Origin of the sequence: Caulobacter sp. UNC279MFTsu5.1, assembly GCF_900114015.1 — a bacterium.
Lineage (GTDB): Bacteria > Pseudomonadota > Alphaproteobacteria > Caulobacterales > Caulobacteraceae > Caulobacter.
In genome coordinates this window covers 1-23,502 of sequence record NZ_FORN01000035.1, presented here as the reverse complement: position 1 = coordinate 23,502, position 23,502 = coordinate 1, and the positions used below count along the sequence as shown (strand labels likewise).

The following is a 23,502-nucleotide window of genomic DNA, read 5'->3' as shown; positions in this document are numbered from 1 at the left end:
TTGTCATCCCGGACGAAGCGCGCAGCGCGAAGATCCGGGATCAGGGCGTGAACTCGGCGTTTCCGGCGGTCCCGGATCTGCGGCCCTTTGGGCCTTGTCCGGGATGACAACAGGATAGGAGCCTAAAGCCCCAGCGCCCCCGCCAGCGCCTCGACCACCCGGTCCACGTCGCCGTCCTCCATCCCCGGATACAGCGGCAGGGTCAGGCAGCGGGCGTACCAGGCGTCGGCGCCGGGCAGGTCCAGGGCGCCGTAGCGGGCCTGATAGTAGGGCTGGCGGTGCACCGGGATGTAGTGGACCTGGCTGCCGACCCCGTGGGCCTTCAACGCCTCGACCACCGCGCGACGGGTGGTTCCGGCGGCCTCGAAGTCGATCAGCACGGTCAGCAGGTGCAGGGCCGGGTCGGACCAGGCGGGGCTGGTCGCCAGGCGCACGGTCGGGGCCAGGGCCGCCAGCTTGTCGGCGTAGAGCGCGGTCAGGGCCCGCCGCCGGGCCACGAAACGGTCCAGCTTGGCCAGCTGCGAGATTCCCAGGGCGCACAGCACGTCGGGGATGCGGTAGTTGAAGCCCAGCTCCGGCATCTCGTACCACCAGGGCTCCGCGCCCGCCGGACGGACCATGCCGTGGCTGCGCAGCGATCTCGCCCGGGCCGCCAGGGCCGCGTCGTTGGTGGTCAGCATGCCGCCTTCGCCGGTGGCCAGGGTCTTGACCGGATGGAACGAGAAGCTGGCGAAACTGGAAAAGGCCCCGTCGCCGACCGGGTGCGGGGTCCCGTCGAAGGCGGCGACCGAGCCCAGGGCGTGGGGCGCGTCCTCGACCAGCACCGCCCCGGCCCCGGCCGCCAGGTCGCGCAGAGCCGGCAGGTCGCAAACGTCGCCGCGCAGGTGCACCGGCAGCACGGCGCGCACACGGCGGTCTCCAGCCCGCTTCAACGCCTCGGCCAGGGTGTCCGGCGTCATCAGGCCGCTGGCGGGATCGACGTCGGCGAACACCACCTCGGCCCCGACATAGCGGGCGCAGTTGGCGGTGGCCAGGAAGGTGACCGACGGGACGATGCAGACGTCGTCCTGGCCGACGCCCAGGGCCAGCATGGCCAGGTGTAGGGTGGCGGTGCCGTTGGCGACGGCGATCGCGTGCCCGGCCCCGACCCTCCGCTTGAAGGCGGTCTCGAAGGCCTCGACGGTCGGGCCGGTGGTCAGGAAATCGGCCCTCAGCGCCGCCGCCACCGCCGCCACGTCGTCGTCCTCGATGGTCTGACGGCCGTAGGGCAGGAACGGGAGCGCCCCCTCCGACATCAGGCCTTCTCGGCCAGCATGGCGTTGAGGCCGTCCTCGCTGAGCCAGTCGTCGTTGCTGTCGCTGCTGTAGCTGAAGCCTTCGGCGACGTCCTTGGTCCCGGCCTCGCCGCGGAACGGCTTGCGCGGATACTCCACGAAGGTCGGCTCGATCACGTAGCGGTCGGCCAGCTCGACCGTGGCGCGGGCGTCGTCGGCGCTGATCATCATCTCGTGCAGCTTCTCGCCCGGGCGGATGCCGACGATCTTGACGCCGACATCCGGCGACATGGCCTTGACCAGGTCGGGCATGGTCATCGACGGGATCTTGGGCACGAAGATCTCGCCGCCGCGCATGATCTCCAGCGACGACAGCACGAACTCCACCCCCTGGTTCAGGGTGATCCAGAACCGCGTCATCCGCGCGTCGGTGACCGGCAGCTCGGTCGCGCCCTGGCCCAGCAGGCGCTTGTACAGCGGCACCACGCTGCCGCGCGAGCCGACGACGTTGCCGTAGCGGACCACCGCGAAGCGGGTGCCGATGTCGCCCGACAGGTTGTTGGCGGCCACGAAGGTCTTGTCCGAGGCCAGCTTGGTCGCGCCGTACAGGTTGATCGGGTTGCAGGCCTTGTCGGTCGACAGGGCCACCACCTGCTTGACGTGGTTGTTGAGGCTGGCCCAGACCACGTTCTCGGCGCCCAGCACGTTGGTGTGGATGCATTCGGAGGGGTTGTATTCGGCGGCCGGCACCTGCTTGAGGGCGGCGGCGTGGATCACGATGTCGACCCCGCGCAGGGCCAGGGTCAGGCGCTCGCGGTCGCGCACGTCACCCAGGAAGAAACGAAGCTTGGCGTAGGTCGCCTCGTCGAACTGCTCGCGCAGCTCCAGCTGCATGTCGCTCTGCTTCAATTCGTCGCGGGAGTAGACGATCACCTTCCGCGGGGCCGAACGTCGCAGGACGGTCTCGATGAATCGGCGGCCGAACGACCCGGTGCCGCCGGTCACCAGGATGACCTTGCCGTCCAGATCGAGGGTTTTCGGTGAAAAGCGCCCCAATTTCAGCCTCCTGAGCCTCCACCGCCGTTTCGGCGCGCGAGACGAGTCATGGTTAACGCCCCTTTGTGCCCGCCAGACGTAAAGAGGACGTCAATCCCGTCGTGCCACAAGGGCCCATGCGCCGCGCCCTCGCCCTGCCCCTCCTGTCGCTGCTGGCCGCCGCCAGCCTGGCCGCCCCGCCCGCCTTCGCCGGTCACGGCAAGGAGGAGAAGAAGGCGCCCGCCACCTATTTCGCCCTGCAGCCCCTGACCGCCACCACCATCCGCCGCGACGGCCGCCGGGGCGTCATGACCCTGGAGACCGGGGTGCAGGCGCTGGACCCGGCCCTGATGGAGCGCGCCCAGCAGTCCGAACCCCGCCTGCGCGCCGCCTTCGCCCAGGTGCTGATGACCTACACCGCCGGCATGCCGCGCGGCGCGGCGCCGGACCTGAACTATCTGGGCTCCCGGATGCAGGACGCCGCCGACAAGGTGCTGGGCCGCAAGGGGTCCAAGGTGCTGCTGGGTTCGGCGATGGTGAACTAGGGCCTCACCTCTTCCGCCGTTCGCGGAAGAAGCCCCGCAGCAGGTCCGCGCTCTCTTGGGCCATCACCCCGCCGGTCACCTCCGGCCGCCAGTGACAGGTGGGCTGGGCGAAGAACCTCGGGCCGTGGACCACCGCCCCGCCCTTGGGGTCCTCGGCCCCGAACACCACCCGGCCGATCCGCGCGTGGCTGATCGCCCCGGCGCACATGGCGCAGGGCTCGAGAGTCACCACCAGGGTCAGGTCGGTCAGGCGGTAGTTCTGCAGCCTGGCGGCGGCGATCCGCAGGGCGGCGATCTCGGCATGGGCCGTGGGGTCGTGCGCGCCGATCGGGCCGTTGCCGGCCCGGGCGAGAATCTCGCCGGTCGCCGGATCGAGGATCACCGCCCCCACCGGCGTCTCACCCGCCGCGGCGGCGGCGCGGGCTTCCTCCAGCGCCAGGGCCATGGCGGCTTCGTCGGTGAGCGGGGCGGCGGCTATGGTCGGGACTCCGGCGTGATAAGGCGGACGTGGCGGGCCAAGCCGCCCTCGACCGCCCTTCTAGCAAGCTTCGCATCGGCCGTGACCAGGGGAACGCCGCGCTTCAACGCCAGGGCCAGGTAGAAGGCGTCATAGGCGGAGAAGGCATGGTCCCGCGCCAGATCGTGGGCGGGCCTCGCCAGCGCGCCCAGCGGCGCGACCTCGTCGATCAATCGCGGCAGTCGATCGACGGCCTCGTGGGCGATCGCCCTCGAAATCTGGTTCCGCCGGACGAGCTTGATGGCGACCGAGGTGAATTCGGCGAAGATCAGGTCAGGCGCGATCCGTCGATCGTCCGGCCTCATGAACGCCGTCACCACCGCCGAACGCGGTCCCGGAAGAAGCCAGTCGGCGGCCACCGAAGCGTCCAGCACGATCTCATCGCTCATCACTGTCCCGATCTTCACGGATCAGATCGACGACATCGACGGTGAGCGGCGGCGACGCCTTCTGGAACCAATCGACCATCGCCGCGAGCCGGTCGTTGGCCAGTTGGTCGAGCAGGGCGACGCAAGCGCTGGCCCGATCCCCGCCGTGCTCGGCGACGTGCTCGTCGATCATCCGCAGGGCGCGCGTGTGGAGCGCCGCGAGCGGCAGGACGATGGCTTCCGTATCCCGATGCCGAAAGACCGCCCCTTCCTCGGCCACGCCGGACGCGTCGGCCTTCACGAAGCTCACCTGGCGGGCCGCGAGATCGAGCCCGGCGGTCTTCCAACCGGCGTCCAGCCAGGCGGCCGCCTGCGAGTGGCCCGCGCGGGTGTTCGACCACCAAGGCTGGGCGTCATGGGCCGAAGGCGGAAGGGAAAAGCCCAGGATGCGCTCAATCTCGGCGAAGGAGAGCCGGACCTCGTCGTGCTGGAACATCCCTTCGAGATGCCGCTTCAAGGGTTCGTACTTCGTAGGCTTCATAGTATTTTTCTGCCCCATATACGAAGTATATACTATTTTTGGAAAGCGTCCACCTTGATCCCTCGCCCGATCGGCGCCATCAGAAAAGCCGCCCATCGTGAGATGCGCCCCGCCCTTGAAGGACTGACGCCGTGACCGAGAAATACCAGCCCCACCTGCACGACAACGCCTTGCTCGGTCACGACGACGAGCATGAGGTCCAGGATGGCGAAGGCGGCGAGGGCGAGCGCGTCGCCAAGATGCTGGCCCGTTCGGGTGTGGCCTCGCGACGCGAGGTCGAGCGGCTGATCGAGGCGGGCAAGGTCGCCCTGAACGGGACCGTGCTGACCACCCCGGCCGTCAAGGTCCGCCCCGGCGACATCCTGACCGTCGACGGCAAGATGATCGACGAGCCCGAGCCGACCCGGATCTTCCGCTACCACAAACCGACCGGCCTGCTGACCTCGCACACCGACCCCAAGAACCGCCCGACGGTGTTCCAGGCCTTGCCGCGCGACCTGCCGCGCGTCATTTCGGTCGGGCGCCTGGACCTCAATTCCGAGGGCCTGCTGCTGCTGACCAACGACGGCGAACTGTCGCGCGCCCTGGAGATGCCGCAGAACGCCTGGGTGCGCCGCTACCGGGCCCGCGCCTTCGGCGACACCACCCAGGCCAAGCTGGACCGGCTGAAGGACGGCATCACCGTCGAGGGCGTGCGCTACGGCCCGATCGAGGCGCGACTGGACAAGGCCCAGGAAAAGGCCGGCGGCGGCAAGAACGTCTGGATCACCCTGACCCTCAGCGAAGGCAAGAACCGCGAGGTCCGCAAGGTGCTGGAGGCGATCGGCCTGAAGGTCAACCGCCTGATCCGCCTGTCCTACGGCCCGTTCGCGCTCGGGACCCTGCTGCCGGGCCAGGTCGAGGAGGTCGGCCCGCGAGTGATCCGCGAGCTGCTGGAAGGCATCATTCCGGCCGAGAACATGCCGACGGGCGACAAGCCGCGGTTCGTCGGCGTGGCCGACCCGCTGAAGGCGCCCGGCCAGGCGGGCGGCGGCGACATGCAGCGGCGGGGCGTGCCCCGGGCCGGCAAGATGACCCAGGTCGCCATCCTGACGCCCGAGGAGACGGTCGAGGAAGAAAAGTTCGTCCGCAAGCCGGGCTGGGCCAAGCCGAAGAAGAAGCCGGCGATCGCCGGCCGCGGCCCCGTGCGTCCGGCCAAGAAGTCGATCGAGAGCAAGATGATCGGCCCCAAGCCGCTGTCCTACCGCGACGCCGCCGCCAAGCGGATTCGCGACAAGGAGCTGGCCGAGAAGAACGCGGCCGACAAGCGCGCCGCCCAGGGCAAGGAAGCGCGGCCTTCGAAAACGGCCGCCAAGCCGAAGCCCGGCGCGCTGCGGGCCAACGGCTACAAGCCGCTGACCGAGGGTCCGGCCAAGACCGGCAAGCCCGGCGGGGCGCGTCCCGGCGGCAAGCCCAGCACGGTCAAGGCGGCCGGCGCGCGGTCGGACGGCCCCAAGGCCGCGCCACGCTCCGGCGGCAAGCCGGGCGGTTCGCGTCCAGGCGGCTCGGGCGCCCCGCGCGGCAAGCGCTAGCGAGCGGTTGGCGTCCCCGTCGGCGGGCTAAGCGTCACGGGCTAGCCGCGCAACGCCCGCGCCAGGTTCCCCGTCCGCCTCACCACCGTGACCAGGCCGCCGGCCGCGATCACCACCAGCCCGCCCAGCAGCACCTGGCCATGGCCGCGCCAGAGCGGTTCGAACATCGAGACCAGGCAGATGACGGTCAGCGCCGCCATCCGGTGCTGCTTGGCCATCGGCCCGGAGAAGTCGGCCGGCTGGCCCAGGCCCCGGCCCAGCTCGCGGACATAGGCGGTCAGCACCGCCAGCACCGCCGCGATCCAGCCGACGGCCGCCCCGCCATAGATCCCGGCCGACTGCGCGCCATAGCCGGCCCCGGCCAGCAGCAGCACATCGGCCACGCGGTCGGGCAGTTCGTTCCAGATCGGTCCCGCCGGTCCGCCCCGGCCGTGCTCGACCGCCACCAGCCCGTCCAGCAGGTTGCACAGCAGCCGCGCCTGGATGCACGCCGCCGCCAGTCCGAACAGCGCCGCCCGCAGGAGCCAGCCGTCCAGCGCCCCGGCCGCCATGATCAGCGCCCCGCCCAGGACCGCGAAGGCGACGCCGCCCGCCGAGACGACGTCCGGATCGACCTTGGCCTCCGCCAGACGACGCGCCATCCGGCGCGCGAGGGCGGCGTCGCGGACCTTCAGCGGGCGGCGGTTGTCCAGGTCCTGGGTCATGGCGTCTCCTCCAAAACGAGAACTAGGCTATAGCTAAACCGGTTCACCGCCAGGGGCGCGTCGCAAGGAGCCGCATGGACATCGTCGCGACCGTTCGGGCCTTCCTCGCCGCCCAGCCGCCGGCCCTGCTGCTCGGCCTGGCCGGCGTTGTGGCCCTGCTGAGCGTGGCCGGGGCGATCGTCACCCTGCTGACCGCGCTCAAGCCGGACAAGGACTATCGCGAGCTGCGCCAGCGCATCGCCAGCTGGTGGGTGATGGTCGCCCTGCTGGCCGGGGCCCTGCTGCTGGGCTGGCAGGCCACCGTGCTGGCCTTCGCCCTGATCTCGTTCATGGCCCTGCGCGAGTTCCTGTCCCTGGCCCCGATCCGCAAGGAGGACCGCCCGGCGATCCTGGCCGCCTATCTGGCCCTGGTCGCCGCCTACGGCTTCATCGCCGCCGACAAGTACATGTTCTACCTGGTGTTCATCCCGGTCTGGACGTTCCTGGGCCTGCCGTTCCTGATGGCCATGCTGGGCCAGACGCGCGGATTCCTCACGACGGCCGCCACCTTCCACTGGGGCCTGGTGACCTGCGTCTACAACCTGGGCTTCGCCGCCTTCCTGATGCGCACGCCGGCCAGCGATCGCCTGCCGGCCGGGGCGGCGGGGCTGGTGTTCTTCCTGTTGCTGGTCACCGAGTTCAACGACGTGGCCCAGTACGTGTTCGGCAAGCTGCTGGGCAGACGCAAGATCGCGCCCACGGTCAGCCCCAACAAGACCTGGGAGGGCTTCCTGGGCGGCTGGCTGGCGACGGGCCTGCTGATCGGGTTCGCCGGGCCGGTGTTCACCCCGCTCGCGGGCCAGGGCCTGCTGGTGGTCGCTGTCGCCCTGCCGCTGGCGGGCTTCGCCGGCGACGTGACCATGAGCGCGGTCAAGCGCGACATCGGGGTCAAGGACACCTCGCACGCCATCCCCGGCCACGGCGGGGTGCTGGACCGCGCCGACAGCCTGACCTTCACCGCCCCGCTCTATTTCCACCTGATGGCGCTGTTCGCGCTCGACAGGTTCTGACCATGGGCTGGCTGCGCTTCCTGCTGCTGGTGCTGGCGGCCCGCCCCCTGGCCCTGTTCCTGACCGGGGCCGACGTCGTCGGGCGCGAGCGCCTGCCGCTGAAGGGGCCGGCCATTATCGCGGCCAACCATGCCAGCCATGTCGACACCCTGTTGCTGCTGGCGATCTTCCCGTCGCGCGCCGTGGCCCGGGTGCGGCCGGTGGCGGCGGCCGACTATTTCCTGCGCGACCCGGTGATCGGCTGGTTCTCGCGCCATGTGATCGGCATCGTGCCGGTGGCGCGGCTGAAAGCGGGCTCCGGCGAGGACGTCCTGGCCCCCGCCCGCGCGGCCCTGGCGGCCGGCGACATCGTGGTGGTGTTTCCCGAGGGCACGCGCGGCGACGGCGACGATCTGGGCCAGCTGAAGGGCGGCGTGGCGCGCCTCGCCCAGGCCTTTCCCGAAGCGCCGGTGACGCCGGTCTGGATCCAGGGCGCGGGCCGCGTCCTGCCCAAGGGCGAGACGATCCCCGCGCCGCTGAACTGCGCGGTGCTGGTCGGCGAGCCGCTGGACTGGACGGGCGACCGTGCCGCCTTCATGGCCCGGCTGCGCGCCGCATTGCTGGCCTTGAAGGACCAGGCGCCGCCGCTGCGCTGGTCCTAGAGCCCTACAGAACGGCCAGCCGCGTCCAGCGGCGCAGCGGCGCCCAGCGCGCCACGATCTCGGCCAGGGCCACGTAGCCGGCCAGCATCAGCGGCGCGATGACCAGGGTCTCGGGCGGGAAGGCGTGCGGCGGCTCGGGCTTCAGCGCCATCGGCTGGATGAATAGCAGGATCAGGATGTTGTTGGCCGCGTGGGCCCCGATGGCGAACTCGATCCCGCCCAGGCGCAGGGTCATCCAGGCCAGGCCCACGCCCATGGCCAGCCGCACCAGGAAGGCGTCGAGATTGGGATCGAAGTGGATCGCCGAGAACAGCAGGCCGCTCAGGACCAGCACCACGCGGGGATCGGGGAACCAGGCGCCGACGATCTTGACCAGCCAGCCCCGGAAGACCAGCTCCTCGGCGGCGGCCGCGATCAGCAGCAGGGACACGGCCAGGACCGCATAGGCCAGGCGGCCGGCCAGGTCCGGGCTGATCGCCAGCAGCGGCGCGCCCGGCGCCTTGGGGTCCAGCGCCGCCGAGGCCAGCAGCAACGGCCCGATCGTCACCGCGAACAGGCCCAGGCCCAACAGCAGCAGCCGCCAGCGGAAGCTGGACGCGGCGGTGAAATAGGACGCCAGCCGGCGGCGGTGCAGCAAGGCCGCGACGCCCACGAAGGCCAGGGCCATGCCGCCGTTGACGAAGGCCAGCAGGCTGATCACGAAGGCGATCTGGGTCAGGCCGGCCGGCGTTTCGCCGCGGCCGATCATCGCCATCAACCGCTCGGCCGACTCGACCCCGCCGCCGGCGATCGCGAAGGCCACGAACACCGCGATGCCGCAGATCACGGCCGCCAGCAGCGCCGCCAGCACGCCGATGGGCAGGGTCAGCAGCAGCGGAACGATGCGCCGGTCGCCCGGCGTCAGATCGTCCAGGAACGGCGACCGTCGAAGCTCTGCTAGCACCACTGTTTTCGATCCTGACCCCGGTTCATCGCTAGGCGTTCGACGCGCGCGACGCAAGCGGCGCGACAACGCGGCTTGCCGCGATGGCCGGCGCTTGGCACACATCGGGGCAGGAAGCGGGGCGCGCATGACCGACAACACGCACAAGGAAGCACAGCATCTCCACCGCCTGATCCTGTTCTCGGACGCGGTGTTCGCGATCGCCATCACCCTGCTGGCCATCGAGATCCACCCGCCCGAGCACTGGCATGGGGTGGCGGACCTGTTCGGCCAGATGCAGCACAAGCTGATGGCCTACGCCGTCAGCTTCGCCGTCGTGGGCGTCTACTGGATCAGCCATCGCCGCACCTATTCGCGCCTGCGCCGGGCCGACGGCGTCCTGGACCTGCTGAACCTGGCGATGCTGGGCCTGCTGGGCCTGCTGCCGCTGGCCACGGAACTGCTCTGGGAAAGCGGTTCGGCGCCGGCGGCGCTGGTCTATGTGGGCCTGGTGACCGCCATCGGCCTGGCCCACGCCGTGGCCTGGGGCTACGCCGCGCTCTTCGGGGGACTGTCGGAACCGATGTCGACGATCGAGAAGATCTACGTGCTGCTGCGCGTGGCCCTGCTGCCCGGACTGATGTGCAGCCTGACCTTCATCAGCCTCATCACCCGCACGCCATGGGGCTGGCTGGGCATCGCCGGGGTCGTGGCCGGGCTGTCGATGGTCAATCGCCGGGTGGCCAGGCAGGCCGCGGCCCCGGCCGCCCAGACGGCGGACGCCTGATCGTGCGCATCGTCTCGGGCCGGTATCGCGGCAAGGCCATCGTCACCCCGTCCGGCGACACCACCCGCCCCACCTCCGACCGGGCGCGGCAGGCGGTGTTCAACATCCTCGAGCACGCCGCCTGGGCGCCGGAGCTGAACGGGGCGCGGGCGATCGACCTGTTCGCCGGCTCCGGCGCCCTGGGCCTGGAGGCGATGTCGCGCGGGGCGGACTTCTGCCTGTTCGTCGAGACCGACGACGCCGCGCGCGGGGCGATCCGCGAGAACCTGGAAGCCTTCGGCCTGTTCGGTCAGGCGCGCGTGCACCGGCGCGACGCCACGGACCTGGGTCCGCGCCCCGGCAGCGTCGGCGCGCCGTTCGACATCGCCTTCCTCGACCCGCCCTACGCCAGGGGCCTGGGCGAGAAGGCCCTGGACCAGCTGGTCGCCGGCGGCTGGCTGGCCCCCGGCGCCATCGTGATGTTCGAGCGCGGCCGCGACGAGGCCGATCCGGCGCCGGCCGGCTTCGAGCGGCTCGACGCGCGCGACTACGGGGCGGCGAAGGTGTTCTTCTTCCGCGCGCCCCGATAGGTCGGCCGGCGCCTCACCACCCCCGGGCGGTCACCCGGTTGTCGGCCTGTGCGCGCAGGTTCGCCGCGCCCTCCCGCGTGATCCGATAAGGCCCGCCGCCGGTGCTGGCGATGAAGCGCCGCCGCTTGAGGGCCTTGAAGACCGCCAGGGTGCAGTCGCTCAGGCGCCAGCCCTCGCCGGTGATGCAGTCGGCGCCGACGACGCGGCCCTTGTCGTCGCGCAGGAGTTCGATGCGGGCGCCCTGCGCCAGCGCGTGCAGCGTGCGTTGCTGCGGCTTGGAGATATTCAAGGAAAAGGTCCGAGGATCGAGGCATGGGAACGCGCGCCGGGGCCTCCTTCGGAGGCTCGCCCAAGGATCTGGACGTGACGAAGTCACGTCCGGGCGAGACGCGCGGACGGAGCGGGGCCTGATCAGCTTACGAACGGGAGGTTCGGAGCCTTAGGCCCGGGCCTCGAACACAATCTCGGACATGAACCACACGGGGTTTCGGATGGGAAAACCTAACCTGGAGCGCCCACGGTCGTCATCCCCCGACGTGTTCGGGGGCTCAGAACCGGGCCGGCCGGTGTCTTTTCCGCAACGCGGCTTGGGTCCTTCGCACGAAAGCCGTCGTGCAGGGCCAATCCCTACTTCTTCTTGACCTTGGCCGGCGTGGTCTGGGCCACCTTGACCGGGGCGCCGTCGCTGCGGGCCTCGGCCACCAGGCCGGCGCAATCGATGTCCTTGGCCTCGCCGCCGGTGACGAAGGGCAGGATGGCGGCCAGGGGCGAGAGCAGGCTGCCCAGCGCGACCGCGACGCCGCCCTGGGCCACCGCGCCGCCCGTCTCCAGCCCGACCTTCGGCGCCATCAGCGGCCCCCTGATGGTGATCGGCATGAACAGCCGCACCAGGCGCGGCTTCTTGCTGTCGCCGTCGATCTTCAGGTCCAGGCGCTCGTTCCGCAGGTCGACCGTCCCCTTGCCGCGGGCCAGCACCACGCCGGTGTCGGCGACGATCCGGTTGGCGGTCATGATCCCGTCCCTGACGCTGAAGTCGGCCACGGCGCAGCGGACGCTGGTCTCGCGGTTGTCCTTGCTCAGCAGCAGGATCAGGCCCTTGGACGCGTTGACGCCCAGCAGTTCGGCGAAGGCCTGGCGCATCTCGCCCTTGGGCGACACCACCGTCACCTGGCCGTTGGCCGACGAGGCGGCGCGGTGCACGGAATTTCCGTAGCCGGTCAGCTTGGCCCGGGCCATCACCCCGCCCTCGATGGCCGGCTTGCCGCCGCTGCGGATCGGGATGAAGTCCTCGAGCTTGGCGTTGGTCAGGCGCATGTCTAGGTCGGTGCGGGGAACCTTGGGATTGGCGTCCAGCCGCACCTTTCCGGACAGGTCGCCGCGCGAGAAGGTGAAGCCGATCGGATCCAGGGTCAGCACGCCCTTCTCCAGGGTCAGGTCCGCCCGCACCTTTCGCAGCGGCAGGTTGGGCGCGTTGACCGTCAAGGCGCGGTATTTGACCTTGGCGTCCATCGCCTTGACGCGTTCGACCTGCAGGGTGGCGTCGGGCAGCAGGCGCTGGGCGGCGTCGCGCTGGGCGGCCTCGACCTTCTGGCCGGCCGAGGCGGTCTCGCCCCGACCGGTGGCCGGCGCCGCGCCGACCAGGCTGCCCAGGTCGTCGAAATCCAGGCGCCGGGACCGCAGGTCGGCCTCCAGATAGGGCCGCTCGCGCCCCATCAGCACGAAGAGGTCGCCGGCCATGTCGCTGTCGCCGACCCGGCCGTTCAGCCTGTTGAAGTCGAAGCGCTGGCCGTTGCGCGTCAGGCGGCCGCTGATCCTGTAGGGCGGGGTGTTGGGCAGGGCCAGGCCGGTCAGGGCGTAGAGGCGGTTCAGGTCGGCGCCTGAGACGGTCAGCTGGGCCTCGAACAGGCCCAGATTGAACGGCTTGGTGATGTCGCCCTTGGCCGTGACATGGGTCGAGCCCGCGTCGACCTTGGCGTCGAACGGATAGGGGCGGTCGGGCGAGATGTTCAGCAGCGGGCCGCCGGTGACCAAGGCCGTGAACGGCGCGCGGTTCAGCTGGCCCTTGCCCTCCAGCACGAACCGGCCGCGGCCCTCGCTGGTGACCTGCTCGTTGGAGCTGACCGTGCCCAGGAAGACGACGTCGCGCTGCTGGTCCACATAGCGCAGCCGGCCGTCGTTGATGATGAAGTGCTGGATGGCCGGCAGCTTCAGCGGCTTCCTGGGCGCGTCGGGGTCGCCGAACGTCCAGTTGGCGCGGCCCGAGCCCTCGCGCAGCAGGCGCATGTCGGGGCGGTCGATGGCCAGCAGCGGCAGGATCACGTCGCCCTTCAGCAGGGGCAGCAGCTTGATCTCCACGGCGATGCGGTCGACCTCGGCCATGGGGGTTCCGGCCGGCGAGCCCTTGGGATCGGCCTTGGCCGCCCAGTCGGGCTGGGCGATGCGGACGCCCAGGACCTCGGCCTTGGGCGACAGCGACCAGGGATGGACCCGCAGGTCGCCGGTGATCGTCACCTCGCGGTTCAACCGCACCGAGGCGAAACGGCCCAGCGGACCGCGAAACCAGTTCCAATCGAAGAGGACGAGGAAGACGACGATCGCCGCCGTCAGCAGGATCGCGCCGAGCATCCCCCAGCGGGCGCGCGGCGGCAGGTCGCGCAGACGTGCGGCCAGGCCGGGCGCCCGATCAGGCGGCGAAGGGGAAGCGAGCGTCGTCATGCCCGTCCTCAACGCGCGGACGGGGTCCTTGTGTCCCGAAATCGGCCAAACGCCCCCCGAAGGGGCGGTCGGGTCTAGTAGACCAGCCTCAGGCTGCCGACGCCGATCGCGGCCAGCGCGAAGGCGACGATCGCCACGATCTCATAGGTCTTGAAGAGCGGTTTGCTCGGCGTGCGCATGATGGAAAGTCCCCCCGTCCCGGATTGAAGCGTGCGGCCCCGCCCCACGCAATCCCCGGGCCAAAAACATGAGTCGCTACGGCAGCTTGCCTGGCCAGACCAGGAAGCCGTCCGCGTCTCGACCCGCGACGCGGTAAGTCGGATAGGGCGCGTAGGGACCGTCCCCGTAAGGTCCTCCCGCGTAGCCCGGATGACCGGGAGCCCGACGCCAGCCGCCGTAGCGGTCGCCCTGCAGCGGGCCGTCCACCACGTCCAGCGGCCGGCGGCCGTCGCCCCAGCGGTCCACCTCGCTCCAGCCGACCTGGGCCTCGCACTCGACGCGGTCCCAGCGATAGGCGCCGCCCGGGCCGGTGACCCGCCGCACGACGCACTCGCCCGGCCAGGCCTGGGCCGACGCGGCGGTCCCCACGCCCCAGGCCAGGGCGGCGAGCGCGAGCGCGAGCGACGGAAGCAGGCGGCGGGTCATGGCGAAAACTCCAGAAAGGTTAACAAACCAGAGCCCCGAAGCGGTTTCGCCCGTTTTCGCCTTCGACGCGAGCGTGGCCATGAAGATTCATCAGGCGATTGCCAGGACGGCGCCGGCCGCCTAGCGTTCGGTCAAACAGTTGTTTGAGGCGGGCATGGCGATCGAGGCGGTGATCTGGGATTTCGGCGGGGTGTTCACCACCTCGCCGTTCGAAGCGTTCCGGCGGTTCGAGGCCCGGCGCGGCCTGCCCGCGGACTTCATCCGCCGGGTCAACGCCGCCGATCCCGACGCCAACGCCTGGGCGCTGTTCGAGCGTAACGAGATCGACGCGGCGGCCTTCGACGCGATGTTCCTGGAGGAGGCGACGCGCCTGGGGCATCCGCTGCGCGGGGCCGAGGTGTTGCCGCTGCTGTCGGGCGACGTGCGGCCGCGGGTGGTGGCGGCCCTGGACGCGTGCAAGGCGCGTTTCAAGGTCGGCTGCATCACCAACAATGTCGTGACGGGGCACGGAACCGGCATGGCCGGCTCGGCCGAGAAGGCCCAGGCGATCGCCGACATCCTCGCGCGGTTCGACGCGGTGATCGAAAGCTCCAAGGCCGGGGTCCGCAAGCCCGATCCGCGCATCTACGCGATGATGTGCGAGCAGCTGGCGGTCGCGCCCGCCGCCTGCGTCTATCTCGACGACCTGGGGGTCAACTGCAAGCCGGCGGCCGCCCTGGGCATGACCGCCATCAAGGTGACGACCGAGGACCAGGCGCTGGAGGACCTTGCGGCGGCGACCGGTTTGGCGTTCTGAAGGTTCGACAAAGTCGAACCGCAGGAGCCGCCATGTCCCGCCCCGCCAAGATCGGCGCCGCCGCCGCCCTTTCCCAGCTGGAAGGCTGGGCCGCCGTGTCCGGCAAGGACGCGATCGGCAAGACCTTCCGGTTCGCCGACTTCAACGCCGCCTTCGGCTTCATGACCCGCGTGGCCCTGATGGCCGACAAGCTGGACCACCATCCCGAATGGTTCAACGTCTACAACCGGGTCGAGGTGGTGCTGACCACCCACGACGCCGACGGGGTCAGCGACCTGGACGTGACGATGGCGCGGTTCATGGATTCGGTCGCGGCCTGACGCCCCTTCGTTTCCCCCTTCCGCCCGCCCTGGTTCCAGTTCAAACTATCGTTTGAATTATGATCGGGAGGACGCCGCCAATGGCGCAGAGCACGGGCCGGGTCGCCGGCAAGAAGGCCTTCATCACCGGCGGGGCCCAGGGTCTGGGCGCGGCGGCCGCGCGGCGGCTGGCGCAGGAGGGCGCCAAGGTCAGCCTGGCCGACATCAACTTCGCCGGGGCCCAGGCCGTGGCCGACGAGATCAACGCCGCCCACGGCGCGGGCACGGCCTTCGCCTTCGCCCTGGACGTCACCCAGGAAGACCAGTGGGTCGCGGCGCTGGAACAGGCCGACGCGGCCATGGGCGGGATCTCGGTGCTGCTCAACAACGCCGGGGTCGCCGGCGACAAGCCGCTGGAGCAGATGGAGTTCGACCTCTGGAAGAGGATCATGTCGATCAATGTCGACAGCGTCTTCCTGGGGGCCAAGCACGCCCTCAAGTACATGCGAGCCTGCCAGCCGGGCTCGATCATCAACATCAGCTCGATCGCCGGCCTGATCGCCAACCACAATTCGCCGGCCTACAACGCCTCCAAGGCCGGGGTCTGGCTGCTGAGCAAGAACATTGGCCTCTACTGCGCCAAGATGGGGCTGGATATCCGCTCCAACTCGATCCACCCGACCTTCATCGACACGCCGATCCTCGACCCGCTGAGCCAGCGCCTGGGCAGGGAGGAGGCCCACGCCAAGCTGGGCCGGCAGATCCCGCTGGGCCATATCGGCGAGCCGAACGACATCGCCAACGCCGTGCTCTACCTGGCCAGCGACGAGAGCAAGTTCATGACCGGCGCCGAGCTGAAACTGGACGGCGGCATTTCGGCGATGTGAGGAAACGCGGAGCAACCCCCTCAGTCGCTTCGCGACAGCTCCCCCAGAGGGGGAGCATCCTGGCGTCTTAGATCCTCCCCCTTTGGGGGAGGTGGCCCGAAGGGCCGGAGAGGGTCAGCGCGGCGCCCGCTTGGCCAGGATCCGCTGCAGGGTCCGCCGGTGCATGTTCAGCCGCCGCGCGGTCTCCGACACGTTGTGGCCGCACATCTCGTAGACCCGCTGGATGTGCTCCCAGCGGACCCGGTCGGCGCTCATCGGATTCTCCGGCGGGGCCGGGGCGGCGTCCTTGGCGGCCAGCAGGGCGCGGGCCACGTCGTCGGCGTCGGCCGGCTTGGAGAGATAGTCGATCACCCCCGCCTTCACCGCCGCGACCGCGGTGGCGATGTTGCCGTAGCCGGTCAGCATGATGACCTTGGCGTCGGGCCGCACGTCCCGCACGGCCTCGACCACCTTCAGGCCGGTGCCGTCCTCCAGGCGCATGTCGAGCACGGCGTGGGCCGGCGCCTGACTTCGCAGGGCGCTCATCGCCTCGGCGACCGAGGCGCACAGCGTCACCGCGAAGCCGCGCTGTTCGAGGGCGCGACCCAATCGCGTCCGCAACGGCGCGTCGTCGTCTAGAAGCAGCAGCGACTTGTCGGGCAGAGCCGCGACCATTTCACCGATATCCGCCATGAACTTCAGCGCCTCCCTACGCCGACACTCAACCAGGCCACGAGCAAGCTATCTTGCTGCCCAATTCGCGAGTGTCGCAAGTGATTCATTTACAGCTCGCTCGCTCCGATGATCGCCGGCGCCTCCAGCGCCGACCTGGGCCAGCGCGCCGCGACCACCGCGCCGCCGCGCCGTCCGTTCTTGAAATCCACCGTCGCACCGGTTCGTTCCAGCAGCGTCTTGGCGATGAAGAAGCCCAGGCCCATGCCGATGTGGCCCGTCCTCGAGCCCTCCGCCCCCGGACGGGACGTCACATAGGGCTCGCCCAGCTTGGCCAGGATCTCGGGCGAGAAGCCCGGCCCGTCGTCGCGGACCTCGATCACCACCGCGCGGGCGTCGAAGCGGGCCACGACGATGACTTCGGCCCGGGCGAAGTCGACGGCGTTCTCGACGATGGTCGTCAGGGCGTGGAGGATCTCGGCCCGCCGCCAGATGTCGGGCGCCGAATCGCCCGGCGGGCCGTTGACCACCGCCTCGACCCGGATGCCGTGGATCATGTGCGGCTCGATCACCTCGTGGACCAGTTGCACCAGGCTGATGCGTTCGTGGACGGCGTCCTTGGCCTCGGGCATCTCGGTCAGGCGGGCCAGGATCTCGCGGCAGCGCGCAGCCTGGCCGATCATCAGCTCGGCGTCCTCGCGGGTCTGCTCGTCCGGGGCGTTGCGGATCATCTCGCGGGCCACGACCGAGATGGTGGCCAGGGGCGTGCCCAGCTCGTGGGCGGCGGCGGCGGCCAGGGCGCCCAGGGCCGAGAGCCGCTGCTCGCGGGCCAGCACCGTCTCGGTGACGTTCAGCGCCAGCTCCATCCGCGCCGATTCGGTCGCCGCCTGCCAGGCGTAGGTCCCGGTCATGGCGATCCCCAGGACCCGCGCCAGCACGATGGTCATCAGGGTCAGGCCGCCGGGCACCGGCCCCGGCCCCGCCGACGGCGGGTAGGGCGTCGGCAGGTAGAAGAAGGTCAGGACCACGCAGGCCGCCACCGCCAGGACCCCGATCGCCACGGCGAACCGGGCCGGCAGGGTGGCGGCGGCCAAGGTGACGGGGGCGATCAGCAGCAGGGAGAACGGATTGACGATCCCGCCGGTCAGATAAAGCATGCCCGCCAGCTGCAGGGTGTCGAAGGCGATCTGGGCCGTGGCCTCGCCCTCGCGGGCCATCCGCTGACCGCCGAACGCCAGGCCGATCAGCACGTTCAGCCAGGCCGACAGGGCGATCAGGCTGAAGCACAGGGCGTAGGGAACCTTCAGGTCCAGGACCAGGCCGGCGACCAGCACCGCGATCGTCTGGCCGATCACCATCAGCCAGCGCTGGGCGATCAGGGTGCGAACCCTCAGGCGTCCGTGACGCAGCCCTGGCCCCGCCCAGGACCAGTCCTCGTCTTGCGCCGCCTCGACGTCAGGCTTATCGAGCCCCGTCCGAGGCGAACCATGCGGCGCATTCTTGAGAGACGCGTCTGCCATGTCGCACCATAAGGCCAGAAATTTCCGTCTGGCGAGAGCCAAAGGTTCAAAGCCCATGTCGCGTCATCGGTTGCTTCCGATTTTGGCCGGTCTCCTGGCCCTGCTGGTGGCTGGCGGGCTGATCCTCAAGTCGGGCGTGCTGGACAGGGCCCCGCCCCCGTCCCTGGTCGGCGGACCGTTCCAGCTGGTCGACCAGAACGGCAAGCCGACCACCGAGGCGGCGCTGAAAGGCCAGTGGAACGCGGTGTTCTTCGGCTTCACCTATTGCCCGGACGTCTGCCCCGGCACGCTGCAGGCCCTGGCCGCCGCCAGCGACCAGCTGGGCCCCAAGGCCAAGGACCTGAAGATCGTCTTCATCTCGGTCGATCCGGGTCGCGACACGCCGCAGGCGGTGAAGGACTTCCTGTCGGGGCCCACCCTGCCGAAGAACATCCTGGGCCTGACCGGCACGCCGCAGCAGACGGCCGCCGCCGCCAAGGCCTACCGCGTCTATTACAAGGCCGTCGGCGACGGGCCGGACTACAGCGTCGACCACTCCACGGCGGTCTATCTGATGGATCCCAAGGGCCGGTTCGTCAAAGTGATCCCCTACAACCTGCCGCCCGACGAGATCGCCCGGCAGATCCGCGACGCGATGGAAGGCCGCCGCTAGCGTCTTCCGGTCCCATTACGCTTTACCGCTACCGGAAGGCTGTACTTTCCTGCATCTCGGCATGTTATGTTGCATCGCAACATTTTGGATGCGCCATGCTCTACGCCCTGCATGAGGCAAGCTTCTACGCCTCGACGCCCCTGCGACTCGCGGCCCGCACGGCCCGTGACTTCTGGGGGTCCCCCCTGAATCCGGCGGCCGAGACCGATTTCGGCCGCCGGATCCACGCGGGCGCGGACCTATTCTCGAACGTCACCCGCCGCTATGGCAAGCCGGACTGGCGGATCGACACCGTCAAGGTCGGCCAGGTGGACGTGCGCGTGCGCCCCACCGTGGTCTGGGAAAGCCCCTGGGCGCGGCTGATCCAGTTCGACCGCGACATGGCCGACATGCGCCGGGCCGGCCGGTTCCAGCTGGATCCCGCCGTCCTGATCGTCGCCCCCCTCTCGGGTCACTACGCGACGCTGCTGCGCGGCACGGTCGAGGCCTTCCTGCCCGACCACGCGGTGTTCATCGTCGACTGGGTCAACGCCCGCGAGGTCTCGGTCCTGCAGGGCCGCTTCGACTTCCACGACTATATCGACAACATCCGCCAGATGCTGACGGTCCTGGGGCCGCGTCCCAACGTCGTGGCCGTCTGCCAGCCCGGCCCGCCGGTCCTGGCCGCCGCCGCCCTGATGGCCGAGGACGGCGATCCCTCGCGCCCGGCCAGCATGACCTTCATGGGCTCGCCGATCGACGCGCGCCTGTCGCCGACCGTGACCAACCAGCTGGCCGAGGAAAAGCCGTTCACCTGGTTCCAGTCGAACATGATCTACACCGTGCCCCCGCCCTATGGGGGCATGGGCCGGCGCGTCTATCCGGGCTTCGTCCAGCTGGCCAGCTTCATGAGCATGAACGCCGAGAAGCACCAGGCCGCGCACCGACGCTATTTCCAGGACCTGGTGAAGGGCGACGGCGACAGCGCCGAAAAGCACCTGGAATTCTACGACGAATACCTGGCGGTGCTGGACCTGACCGAGGAGTTCTATCTCCAGACCATCGACATCGTGTTCCAGCAGCACCTGCTGCCCAAGGGCGAGCTGACCCATCGCGGGCGGCGGGTGCGGCCCGACCTGATCACCGACATCGGCCTGATGACGGTCGAGGGCGAGAACGACGACATCTCCGGCATCGGCCAGACCCAGGCCGCCCACGGCCTGTGCTCGTCCCTGCCCGAGGCCCTGAAGGAGGACTACGTCCAGCCGGGCGTCGGCCACTACGGGGTGTTCAACGGCCGCCGGTTCCGCGAGGAGATCTACCCCCGGGTCCGCGACTTCATCCTCAAGAGCGACCCGAACTTCGGGGGCTGAGGCCAAGGTCCTTCTCCTGTGGGGAGAGGTGATCACATATGACCCAAAGACGCTGTCATCCCGGACGAGCGCGCAGCGCGAAGATCCGGGACCGGGGCGTGAACTCGGCGCCTGCGGCGATCCCGGATCGGCGCCCGGCTTTCGCCGGGCTTGTCCGGGATGACAGCGTTTTTGGCGGTGAACCTCTATGCGATCACGCTGTCCCCACGGGGCAGGAGCTTGCGCGACTCCCGGCCAAGAGCGATCTAAAGGACATGAACCTCTTCCGCCCGCAGCGCTACGCCGACGGTGACCAGCTGGACGTGCGCGGCTGCGCGGTGCGGCTGAAGGTCGACGGCAGGGCCCGGCGGATCTCGCTGCGGGTCGACCGGGCCAAGTCCGAGGTGGTGGCCCTGGCCCCCACCCCGCGCCGGCTGTCCGAGGCCGTGGCCTTCGCCCACGAGAAGGCCGACTGGATCGCCGGCCAGCTGGCCGCCCTGCCCACCCGCCAGGTCATCGCCCCCGGCGGAGTCCTGCGGCTGCTGGGCACGCCCTACCGGCTGGAGGTCGGTCCCGGCCGGCCGAGGATGACCGAGGACGCGCTGATGGCCCCGGACGACAGCGCCTGGGGCCTGCGGATCCTGCGCCTGGCCAAGCGCGAGGCCCTGACCCGCCTGACCGAGCGCACCGCCCACCACGCCGCCGCCCTGGGCCGTCCCATGCCCTCGGTGGCCATCGCCGACCCCAAGGCCCGCTGGGGCTCGTGCCGGCCGGCCCGGCCCGGCCATCCGGCGGCGATCCGCTACAGCTGGCGGCTGGTGCTGGCCCCGTTCGCGGTGGCCGACTATGTCGTCGCCCACGAATGCGCCCACCTGGTCGAGGCCAATCACGGCCCGCGGTTCTGGGCGCTGTGCGAGCAACTGGCCGGCGATCCCGCGCCGCACCGGCGCTGGCTGCGGGCCCACGCGGCGGAGCTGCACGCGATCTCGGCGTGAGGGCGGCGGATGTCGGCCGCCTGGTCGGAACCCGAGTTCCGCTTTCCGACCCCGCCCGGAACTTCATACGGTCCGCTATCGAGACCTAAGCCCCGCGGTCCTTTCCGATGGGCGCCTGCGACGAGGCCTACGAGCCCGAGGTCGACGGCGCCAGGGCCGCCAAAATCGTGCAAACAAGCCCCTCCGGCCTGTAGTCCAGATTGACCGGACCCCGCAGATCCGCGGCAAGGCTGCGCTGCAGAAGGCGGACACCAAAGCCTTGCCGCTGGGGCGGAGCGACGGTGGGGCCGTCGCGTTCTTGCCACACGATCTCGACCGTCTGCGGATCAGGACAAGACCATCGAAGATCGATGTAGCCCCGCTCGTTCGACAATGCGCCGAACTTCATCGCATTTGTGGTCAGCTCGTGCAGAGCCATCGACAGGGCCAAGGCAAGGGGAGGATGCAGCGAGACCTTCGGACCTGCCAAGCGCAGTCGGCCAGCATCAATAATGTTGGGCAGAATGACCTCGCGCGCGATTTCCGCGAGCTGGCTGCCTTCCCATTGCTGCCGCGTCAGGACGTCGTGCGCCTTCGAGAGCGCCATCAACCTCGCCATGAAAGCCGCCCGGGCCGCAGGCAGGTCTTCAGCGCCCCGAAAGGTCTGCGCCGCGAGAGATTGGACCGTGGCCAGGTTGTTTTTGACTCTGTGATTGAGTTCGCGGACCATAAGTTCAAGCTGCTCGATACCGCGCTTTCGCTTGGTGACATCGCGATAGAGCAGCACCAATCCTTCGGCCGTCGGCAGAATGCGCAGTTCCATCCAGGCCAGCCCGCCGTCGCGTGTTGGCCATTCTCGCTCCAAAGTTACGGGCTCACCGCTCTTAATCGCTTGTCGGTAGAGATCTCTCAGGGGTTCGAAATAGGCCTCCGGCCAGGCCTGTTCGTGAGACAGGCCCAATATGTCTTGGGCTTGACGCCCCTCCATCGCCAGGGCCGCCCGGTTTATCAGTAGGACCGTGAGATTTCGATCGAGCAGGATGAATCCGTCGACGAGGCTGTCCAAGATGCTGGCGGCCAGATGTGGTGACAGCGATGGAGCCGAGGCGGACACGGACTTCGTCATGATCTGCTCCACAGGGTGGCGCCCTCGCACGGTAGATGGCATCGCGCACGGCGCCCACGATCACGAACACTGTTCTACGACATCCGTCTCTGCGTGGGTACCGAAGCCGAAGTTGTGCTCCTCGGCGCATCCCATCCATAGGGACGTCAGCGAGCTGACCTTCCCCGCGCCCGCAGTCGGCGGCAAGCTCCAAGGTCCGCTGTCAGCACCGTCGCCAATTTCCGGACCCGACCCCCAAGCAGACGTGCCCTTCACACGACCTGCACGCGCCTTTGCAAGATGGCCTATGATCTGGAGAGCGGTGCTGTGGGGCGGCAGCCGTCCGCCTTTCACCCCCAGCTGAGATAACGGGCGGACACTCTGGGCGCCAACCTCTACGGACCTTCACCGCCATGACCCTGCCGAAAATCGCGAAGTCTCTAGTCGCTTGCGCAGCAGCCGCAACGCTGGGCCCACCCCTTCTTCTAGGTGTCCTTCGATTTCTCAAGCTATTGTCATCCACTCCGCTATATGCCGGACTGGGCTCAGTAATCATGTGGTTGATTATTCAGTGTTGCTTTTCACTCACAGCCTTGATCTTGCTTTGGGCGCCAGCACAGGCCTTGATGCAGAAGCTGGGCCGCACTGGGTGGGTGGTGCTCTCGTGTGGCGGATGCCTATTCGGTTTTGGAGCCGCGCTAGCTATCGACTACATTTTGCAGACCGAAGAACAGCAGGGTGTCGGGCCTGGGATTTGGACCTTCGACGCTATAGCCTGGGGCCTTTGCCTCTATGGCCTTGCCTTGGGCGGGCTTTGTTCGAGCCTAGCGTGGATATTTCGAAGGCCGGACAAGGATGAAAACTCCATAAGAGCTTGAAGGAGAACAGATCACAGCGTCGGGGCAAGAAGTTCGCCTTCTGGGGCACTCGTTAGTTAGGGCCGCTTTCCATCCTTCTCGGTCGTTGTTAATGTCCGCTCGACGGATAGCCAACAAAGTTCTGCGATTTCAATATCCTAAACTTTTTCGGCCTCAATCTGTCCCCGCCTTCCAAACCCGCCGTATCCTGGTCTCACCTCGACGCAGGGAAAGGGCGCATGGCCAGCGACCGATGCGGCGGCGAGGGGCGATCGAGCGGGAAGCTCCGTCGGCGGTCCTTTTGGATCAAACCTCGCGTCTCCAGGGCCGGCCGGGCATGGAACACTAAAACGGCGTGGCGCGAGGGCTGGCGGATCAGCAGGCGGGCGGTGACAGGCCCGCGGTCCGGGACCAGGGTTCGTTGACCTGGCCCGCCCGTGGAGGCTTCAAGGCGGCGAGGCTCGAACAGGGCTCAGCGCCGCGGGCTTCCGGATAACGACCGCGCGGAGCGATCGGGCTTCGTCGAAACGGTATTCTTTTTCCAAACT

At 69.3% G+C, this 23,502-nt stretch carries 25 protein-coding genes; 12 read left to right on the top strand and 13 right to left on the bottom strand.

Annotated elements, in window-relative coordinates; genetic code table 11:
- Positions 1-122: 122 nt before the first annotated feature.
- Together pseC and pseB are read right to left on the bottom strand one after the other, a co-directional pair.
- The gene (pseC, locus tag BM066_RS17955) at positions 123-1,295 is read right to left on the bottom strand and encodes a UDP-4-amino-4,6-dideoxy-N-acetyl-beta-L-altrosamine transaminase (protein ID WP_089929782.1); all 1,173 of its coding nucleotides are present in this window, start codon (positions 1,293-1,295) and stop codon (positions 123-125) included.
- On the bottom strand, positions 1,295-2,329 hold the full coding sequence (pseB, locus tag BM066_RS17950; RefSeq protein ID WP_089929781.1) for a UDP-N-acetylglucosamine 4,6-dehydratase (inverting): 1,035 nt from the start codon (positions 2,327-2,329) through the stop codon (positions 1,295-1,297). Before pseB ends, pseC begins: the two co-directional genes overlap by 1 nt.
- 116 nt (positions 2,330-2,445) lie before the next feature.
- On the opposite strand from pseB, the gene BM066_RS17945 reads away from it, so the two are divergent.
- Complete coding sequence (locus BM066_RS17945) at positions 2,446-2,853, top strand: hypothetical protein (protein WP_089929780.1); 408 nt, start codon at positions 2,446-2,448, stop codon at positions 2,851-2,853.
- Positions 2,854-2,857: 4 nt separating this feature from the next.
- On the opposite strand, the gene tadA is transcribed toward BM066_RS17945, so the two are convergent.
- The 3 genes from tadA to BM066_RS17930 are packed head-to-tail and all read right to left on the bottom strand — an operon-like array spanning position 2,858 to position 4,279.
- Positions 2,858-3,331, bottom strand: coding sequence for a tRNA adenosine(34) deaminase TadA (gene tadA, locus BM066_RS17940; RefSeq protein WP_255367641.1), 474 nt, complete (start codon positions 3,329-3,331; stop codon positions 2,858-2,860).
- The gene (locus BM066_RS17935) at positions 3,328-3,759 is read right to left on the bottom strand and encodes a type II toxin-antitoxin system VapC family toxin (RefSeq protein WP_089929778.1); all 432 of its coding nucleotides are present in this window, start codon (positions 3,757-3,759) and stop codon (positions 3,328-3,330) included. The genes tadA and BM066_RS17935 overlap by 4 nt, the downstream gene beginning before the upstream one ends.
- A complete protein-coding gene (locus tag BM066_RS17930) occupies positions 3,749-4,279 on the bottom strand; it encodes a DUF7662 domain-containing protein (protein WP_143093760.1) in 531 nt (176 codons plus the stop codon). The genes BM066_RS17935 and BM066_RS17930 overlap by 11 nt, the downstream gene beginning before the upstream one ends.
- A gap of 131 nt (positions 4,280-4,410) precedes the next feature.
- Between BM066_RS17930 and BM066_RS17925 the strand changes: the two genes are divergently transcribed.
- Positions 4,411-5,850, top strand: coding sequence for a pseudouridine synthase (locus BM066_RS17925; RefSeq protein WP_369823253.1), 1,440 nt, complete (start codon positions 4,411-4,413; stop codon positions 5,848-5,850).
- Between the two features lie 41 nt (positions 5,851-5,891).
- On the opposite strand, the gene BM066_RS17920 is transcribed toward BM066_RS17925, so the two are convergent.
- Positions 5,892-6,554, bottom strand: coding sequence for a CDP-alcohol phosphatidyltransferase family protein (locus BM066_RS17920; protein WP_089929776.1), 663 nt, complete (start codon positions 6,552-6,554; stop codon positions 5,892-5,894).
- A gap of 74 nt (positions 6,555-6,628) precedes the next feature.
- Here BM066_RS17920 and BM066_RS17915 point away from each other — a divergent pair, with 74 nt between their 5' ends.
- Entirely contained in the window at positions 6,629-7,603 is a 975-nt protein-coding gene (locus BM066_RS17915) for a phosphatidate cytidylyltransferase (protein ID WP_089929775.1), read from the top strand.
- A 2-nt stretch (positions 7,604-7,605) separates the two neighbouring features.
- On the top strand, positions 7,606-8,244 hold the full coding sequence (locus tag BM066_RS17910) for a lysophospholipid acyltransferase family protein (RefSeq protein ID WP_089929774.1): 639 nt from the start codon (positions 7,606-7,608) through the stop codon (positions 8,242-8,244).
- Positions 8,245-8,248: 4 nt separating this feature from the next.
- Here BM066_RS17910 and BM066_RS17905 read toward each other — a convergent pair whose 3' ends face one another.
- Positions 8,249-9,187, bottom strand: a complete 939-nt coding sequence (locus BM066_RS17905) for a CPBP family intramembrane glutamic endopeptidase (protein WP_089929773.1) — start codon at positions 9,185-9,187, stop codon at positions 8,249-8,251.
- A 127-nt stretch (positions 9,188-9,314) separates the two neighbouring features.
- Here BM066_RS17905 and BM066_RS17900 point away from each other — a divergent pair, with 127 nt between their 5' ends.
- Both BM066_RS17900 and rsmD read left to right on the top strand, forming a co-directional pair.
- Positions 9,315-9,953 carry a TMEM175 family protein gene (locus BM066_RS17900; RefSeq protein WP_089929772.1) on the top strand — a complete coding sequence of 213 codons (639 nt, stop codon included), beginning with the start codon at positions 9,315-9,317 and terminating at the stop codon, positions 9,951-9,953.
- A 2-nt stretch (positions 9,954-9,955) separates the two neighbouring features.
- Positions 9,956-10,522: a 16S rRNA (guanine(966)-N(2))-methyltransferase RsmD gene (rsmD, locus tag BM066_RS17895; protein ID WP_089929771.1), complete on the top strand. Its 567-nt coding sequence runs from the start codon at positions 9,956-9,958 to the stop codon at positions 10,520-10,522.
- Between the two features lie 13 nt (positions 10,523-10,535).
- Here the strand turns inward: rsmD and BM066_RS17890 are convergent, their stop codons facing one another.
- The 3 genes from BM066_RS17890 to BM066_RS17875 form a co-directional block, all read right to left on the bottom strand.
- Positions 10,536-10,811 (bottom strand): YjhX family toxin, encoded by a 276-nt coding sequence (locus BM066_RS17890; protein WP_089929770.1) that lies wholly within the window; start codon positions 10,809-10,811, stop codon positions 10,536-10,538.
- A gap of 338 nt (positions 10,812-11,149) precedes the next feature.
- Positions 11,150-13,237, bottom strand: a complete 2,088-nt coding sequence (locus tag BM066_RS17885) for an AsmA family protein (protein ID WP_369823252.1) — start codon at positions 13,235-13,237, stop codon at positions 11,150-11,152.
- Between the two features lie 255 nt (positions 13,238-13,492).
- Positions 13,493-13,882, bottom strand: coding sequence for a hypothetical protein (locus BM066_RS17875; RefSeq protein ID WP_018061488.1), 390 nt, complete (start codon positions 13,880-13,882; stop codon positions 13,493-13,495).
- Between the two features lie 154 nt (positions 13,883-14,036).
- On the opposite strand from BM066_RS17875, the gene BM066_RS17870 reads away from it, so the two are divergent.
- The 3 genes from BM066_RS17870 (at position 14,037) to BM066_RS17860 (ending at position 15,864) form a co-directional block, all read left to right on the top strand.
- Positions 14,037-14,678 (top strand): HAD-IA family hydrolase, encoded by a 642-nt coding sequence (locus tag BM066_RS17870; RefSeq protein WP_018061489.1) that lies wholly within the window; start codon positions 14,037-14,039, stop codon positions 14,676-14,678.
- Positions 14,679-14,710: 32 nt separating this feature from the next.
- Positions 14,711-14,998: a 4a-hydroxytetrahydrobiopterin dehydratase gene (locus BM066_RS17865; RefSeq protein WP_018061490.1), complete on the top strand. Its 288-nt coding sequence runs from the start codon at positions 14,711-14,713 to the stop codon at positions 14,996-14,998.
- An 80-nt stretch (positions 14,999-15,078) separates the two neighbouring features.
- The gene (locus BM066_RS17860; RefSeq protein WP_018061491.1) at positions 15,079-15,864 is read left to right on the top strand and encodes an SDR family oxidoreductase; all 786 of its coding nucleotides are present in this window, start codon (positions 15,079-15,081) and stop codon (positions 15,862-15,864) included.
- 114 nt (positions 15,865-15,978) lie between these two features.
- On the opposite strand, the gene spdR is transcribed toward BM066_RS17860, so the two are convergent.
- Both spdR and BM066_RS17850 read right to left on the bottom strand, forming a co-directional pair.
- A complete protein-coding gene (gene spdR / locus BM066_RS17855; protein ID WP_018061492.1) occupies positions 15,979-16,536 on the bottom strand; it encodes a stationary phase response regulator transcription factor SpdR in 558 nt (185 codons plus the stop codon).
- A gap of 89 nt (positions 16,537-16,625) precedes the next feature.
- A complete protein-coding gene (locus BM066_RS17850) occupies positions 16,626-18,035 on the bottom strand; it encodes an ActS/PrrB/RegB family redox-sensitive histidine kinase (protein WP_026176466.1) in 1,410 nt (469 codons plus the stop codon).
- Between the two features lie 55 nt (positions 18,036-18,090).
- Between BM066_RS17850 and BM066_RS17845 the strand changes: the two genes are divergently transcribed.
- From BM066_RS17845 to BM066_RS17830, 3 genes are all read left to right on the top strand, one after another.
- Complete coding sequence (locus BM066_RS17845) at positions 18,091-18,687, top strand: SCO family protein (protein ID WP_018061494.1); 597 nt, start codon at positions 18,091-18,093, stop codon at positions 18,685-18,687.
- 95 nt (positions 18,688-18,782) lie between these two features.
- Positions 18,783-20,039 (top strand): polyhydroxyalkanoate depolymerase, encoded by a 1,257-nt coding sequence (locus BM066_RS17840; RefSeq protein WP_018061495.1) that lies wholly within the window; start codon positions 18,783-18,785, stop codon positions 20,037-20,039.
- Between the two features lie 254 nt (positions 20,040-20,293).
- Positions 20,294-21,013, top strand: coding sequence for a M48 family metallopeptidase (locus BM066_RS17830; RefSeq protein WP_018061496.1), 720 nt, complete (start codon positions 20,294-20,296; stop codon positions 21,011-21,013).
- A 127-nt stretch (positions 21,014-21,140) separates the two neighbouring features.
- Here BM066_RS17830 and BM066_RS17825 read toward each other — a convergent pair whose 3' ends face one another.
- The gene (locus tag BM066_RS17825; RefSeq protein ID WP_049801054.1) at positions 21,141-22,118 is read right to left on the bottom strand and encodes a sensor histidine kinase; all 978 of its coding nucleotides are present in this window, start codon (positions 22,116-22,118) and stop codon (positions 21,141-21,143) included.
- Between the last annotated feature and the right edge of the window lie 1,384 nt (positions 22,119-23,502).

Bases quoted from the DNA above. Each gene is read 5' to 3' on its own strand.
- BM066_RS17875 (WP_018061488.1), bottom strand. From the start codon at position 13,882: ATGACCCGCCGCCTGCTTCCGTCGCTCGCGCTCGCGCTCGCCGCCCTG.
- BM066_RS17840 (WP_018061495.1), top strand. From the start codon at position 18,783: ATGCTCTACGCCCTGCATGAGGCAAGCTTCTACGCCTCGACGCCCCTG.
- spdR (WP_018061492.1), bottom strand. From the start codon at position 16,536: ATGGCGGATATCGGTGAAATGGTCGCGGCTCTGCCCGACAAGTCGCTG.
- BM066_RS17865 (WP_018061490.1), top strand. From the start codon at position 14,711: ATGTCCCGCCCCGCCAAGATCGGCGCCGCCGCCGCCCTTTCCCAGCTG.
- pseC (WP_089929782.1), bottom strand. From the start codon at position 1,295: ATGTCGGAGGGGGCGCTCCCGTTCCTGCCCTACGGCCGTCAGACCATC.
- BM066_RS17935 (WP_089929778.1), bottom strand. From the start codon at position 3,759: ATGAGCGATGAGATCGTGCTGGACGCTTCGGTGGCCGCCGACTGGCTT.
- BM066_RS17945 (WP_089929780.1), top strand. From the start codon at position 2,446: ATGCGCCGCGCCCTCGCCCTGCCCCTCCTGTCGCTGCTGGCCGCCGCC.
- BM066_RS17900 (WP_089929772.1), top strand. From the start codon at position 9,315: ATGACCGACAACACGCACAAGGAAGCACAGCATCTCCACCGCCTGATC.
- BM066_RS17885 (WP_369823252.1), bottom strand. From the start codon at position 13,237: ATGACGACGCTCGCTTCCCCTTCGCCGCCTGATCGGGCGCCCGGCCTG.
- BM066_RS17910 (WP_089929774.1), top strand. From the start codon at position 7,606: ATGGGCTGGCTGCGCTTCCTGCTGCTGGTGCTGGCGGCCCGCCCCCTG.
- BM066_RS17845 (WP_018061494.1), top strand. From the start codon at position 18,091: ATGTCGCGTCATCGGTTGCTTCCGATTTTGGCCGGTCTCCTGGCCCTG.
- BM066_RS17930 (WP_143093760.1), bottom strand. From the start codon at position 4,279: ATGAAGCCTACGAAGTACGAACCCTTGAAGCGGCATCTCGAAGGGATG.
- BM066_RS17850 (WP_026176466.1), bottom strand. From the start codon at position 18,035: ATGGCAGACGCGTCTCTCAAGAATGCGCCGCATGGTTCGCCTCGGACG.
- BM066_RS17870 (WP_018061489.1), top strand. From the start codon at position 14,037: ATGGCGATCGAGGCGGTGATCTGGGATTTCGGCGGGGTGTTCACCACC.
- BM066_RS17915 (WP_089929775.1), top strand. From the start codon at position 6,629: ATGGACATCGTCGCGACCGTTCGGGCCTTCCTCGCCGCCCAGCCGCCG.
- BM066_RS17920 (WP_089929776.1), bottom strand. From the start codon at position 6,554: ATGACCCAGGACCTGGACAACCGCCGCCCGCTGAAGGTCCGCGACGCC.
- BM066_RS17830 (WP_018061496.1), top strand. From the start codon at position 20,294: ATGAACCTCTTCCGCCCGCAGCGCTACGCCGACGGTGACCAGCTGGAC.
- BM066_RS17825 (WP_049801054.1), bottom strand. From the start codon at position 22,118: ATGACGAAGTCCGTGTCCGCCTCGGCTCCATCGCTGTCACCACATCTG.
- BM066_RS17860 (WP_018061491.1), top strand. From the start codon at position 15,079: ATGGCGCAGAGCACGGGCCGGGTCGCCGGCAAGAAGGCCTTCATCACC.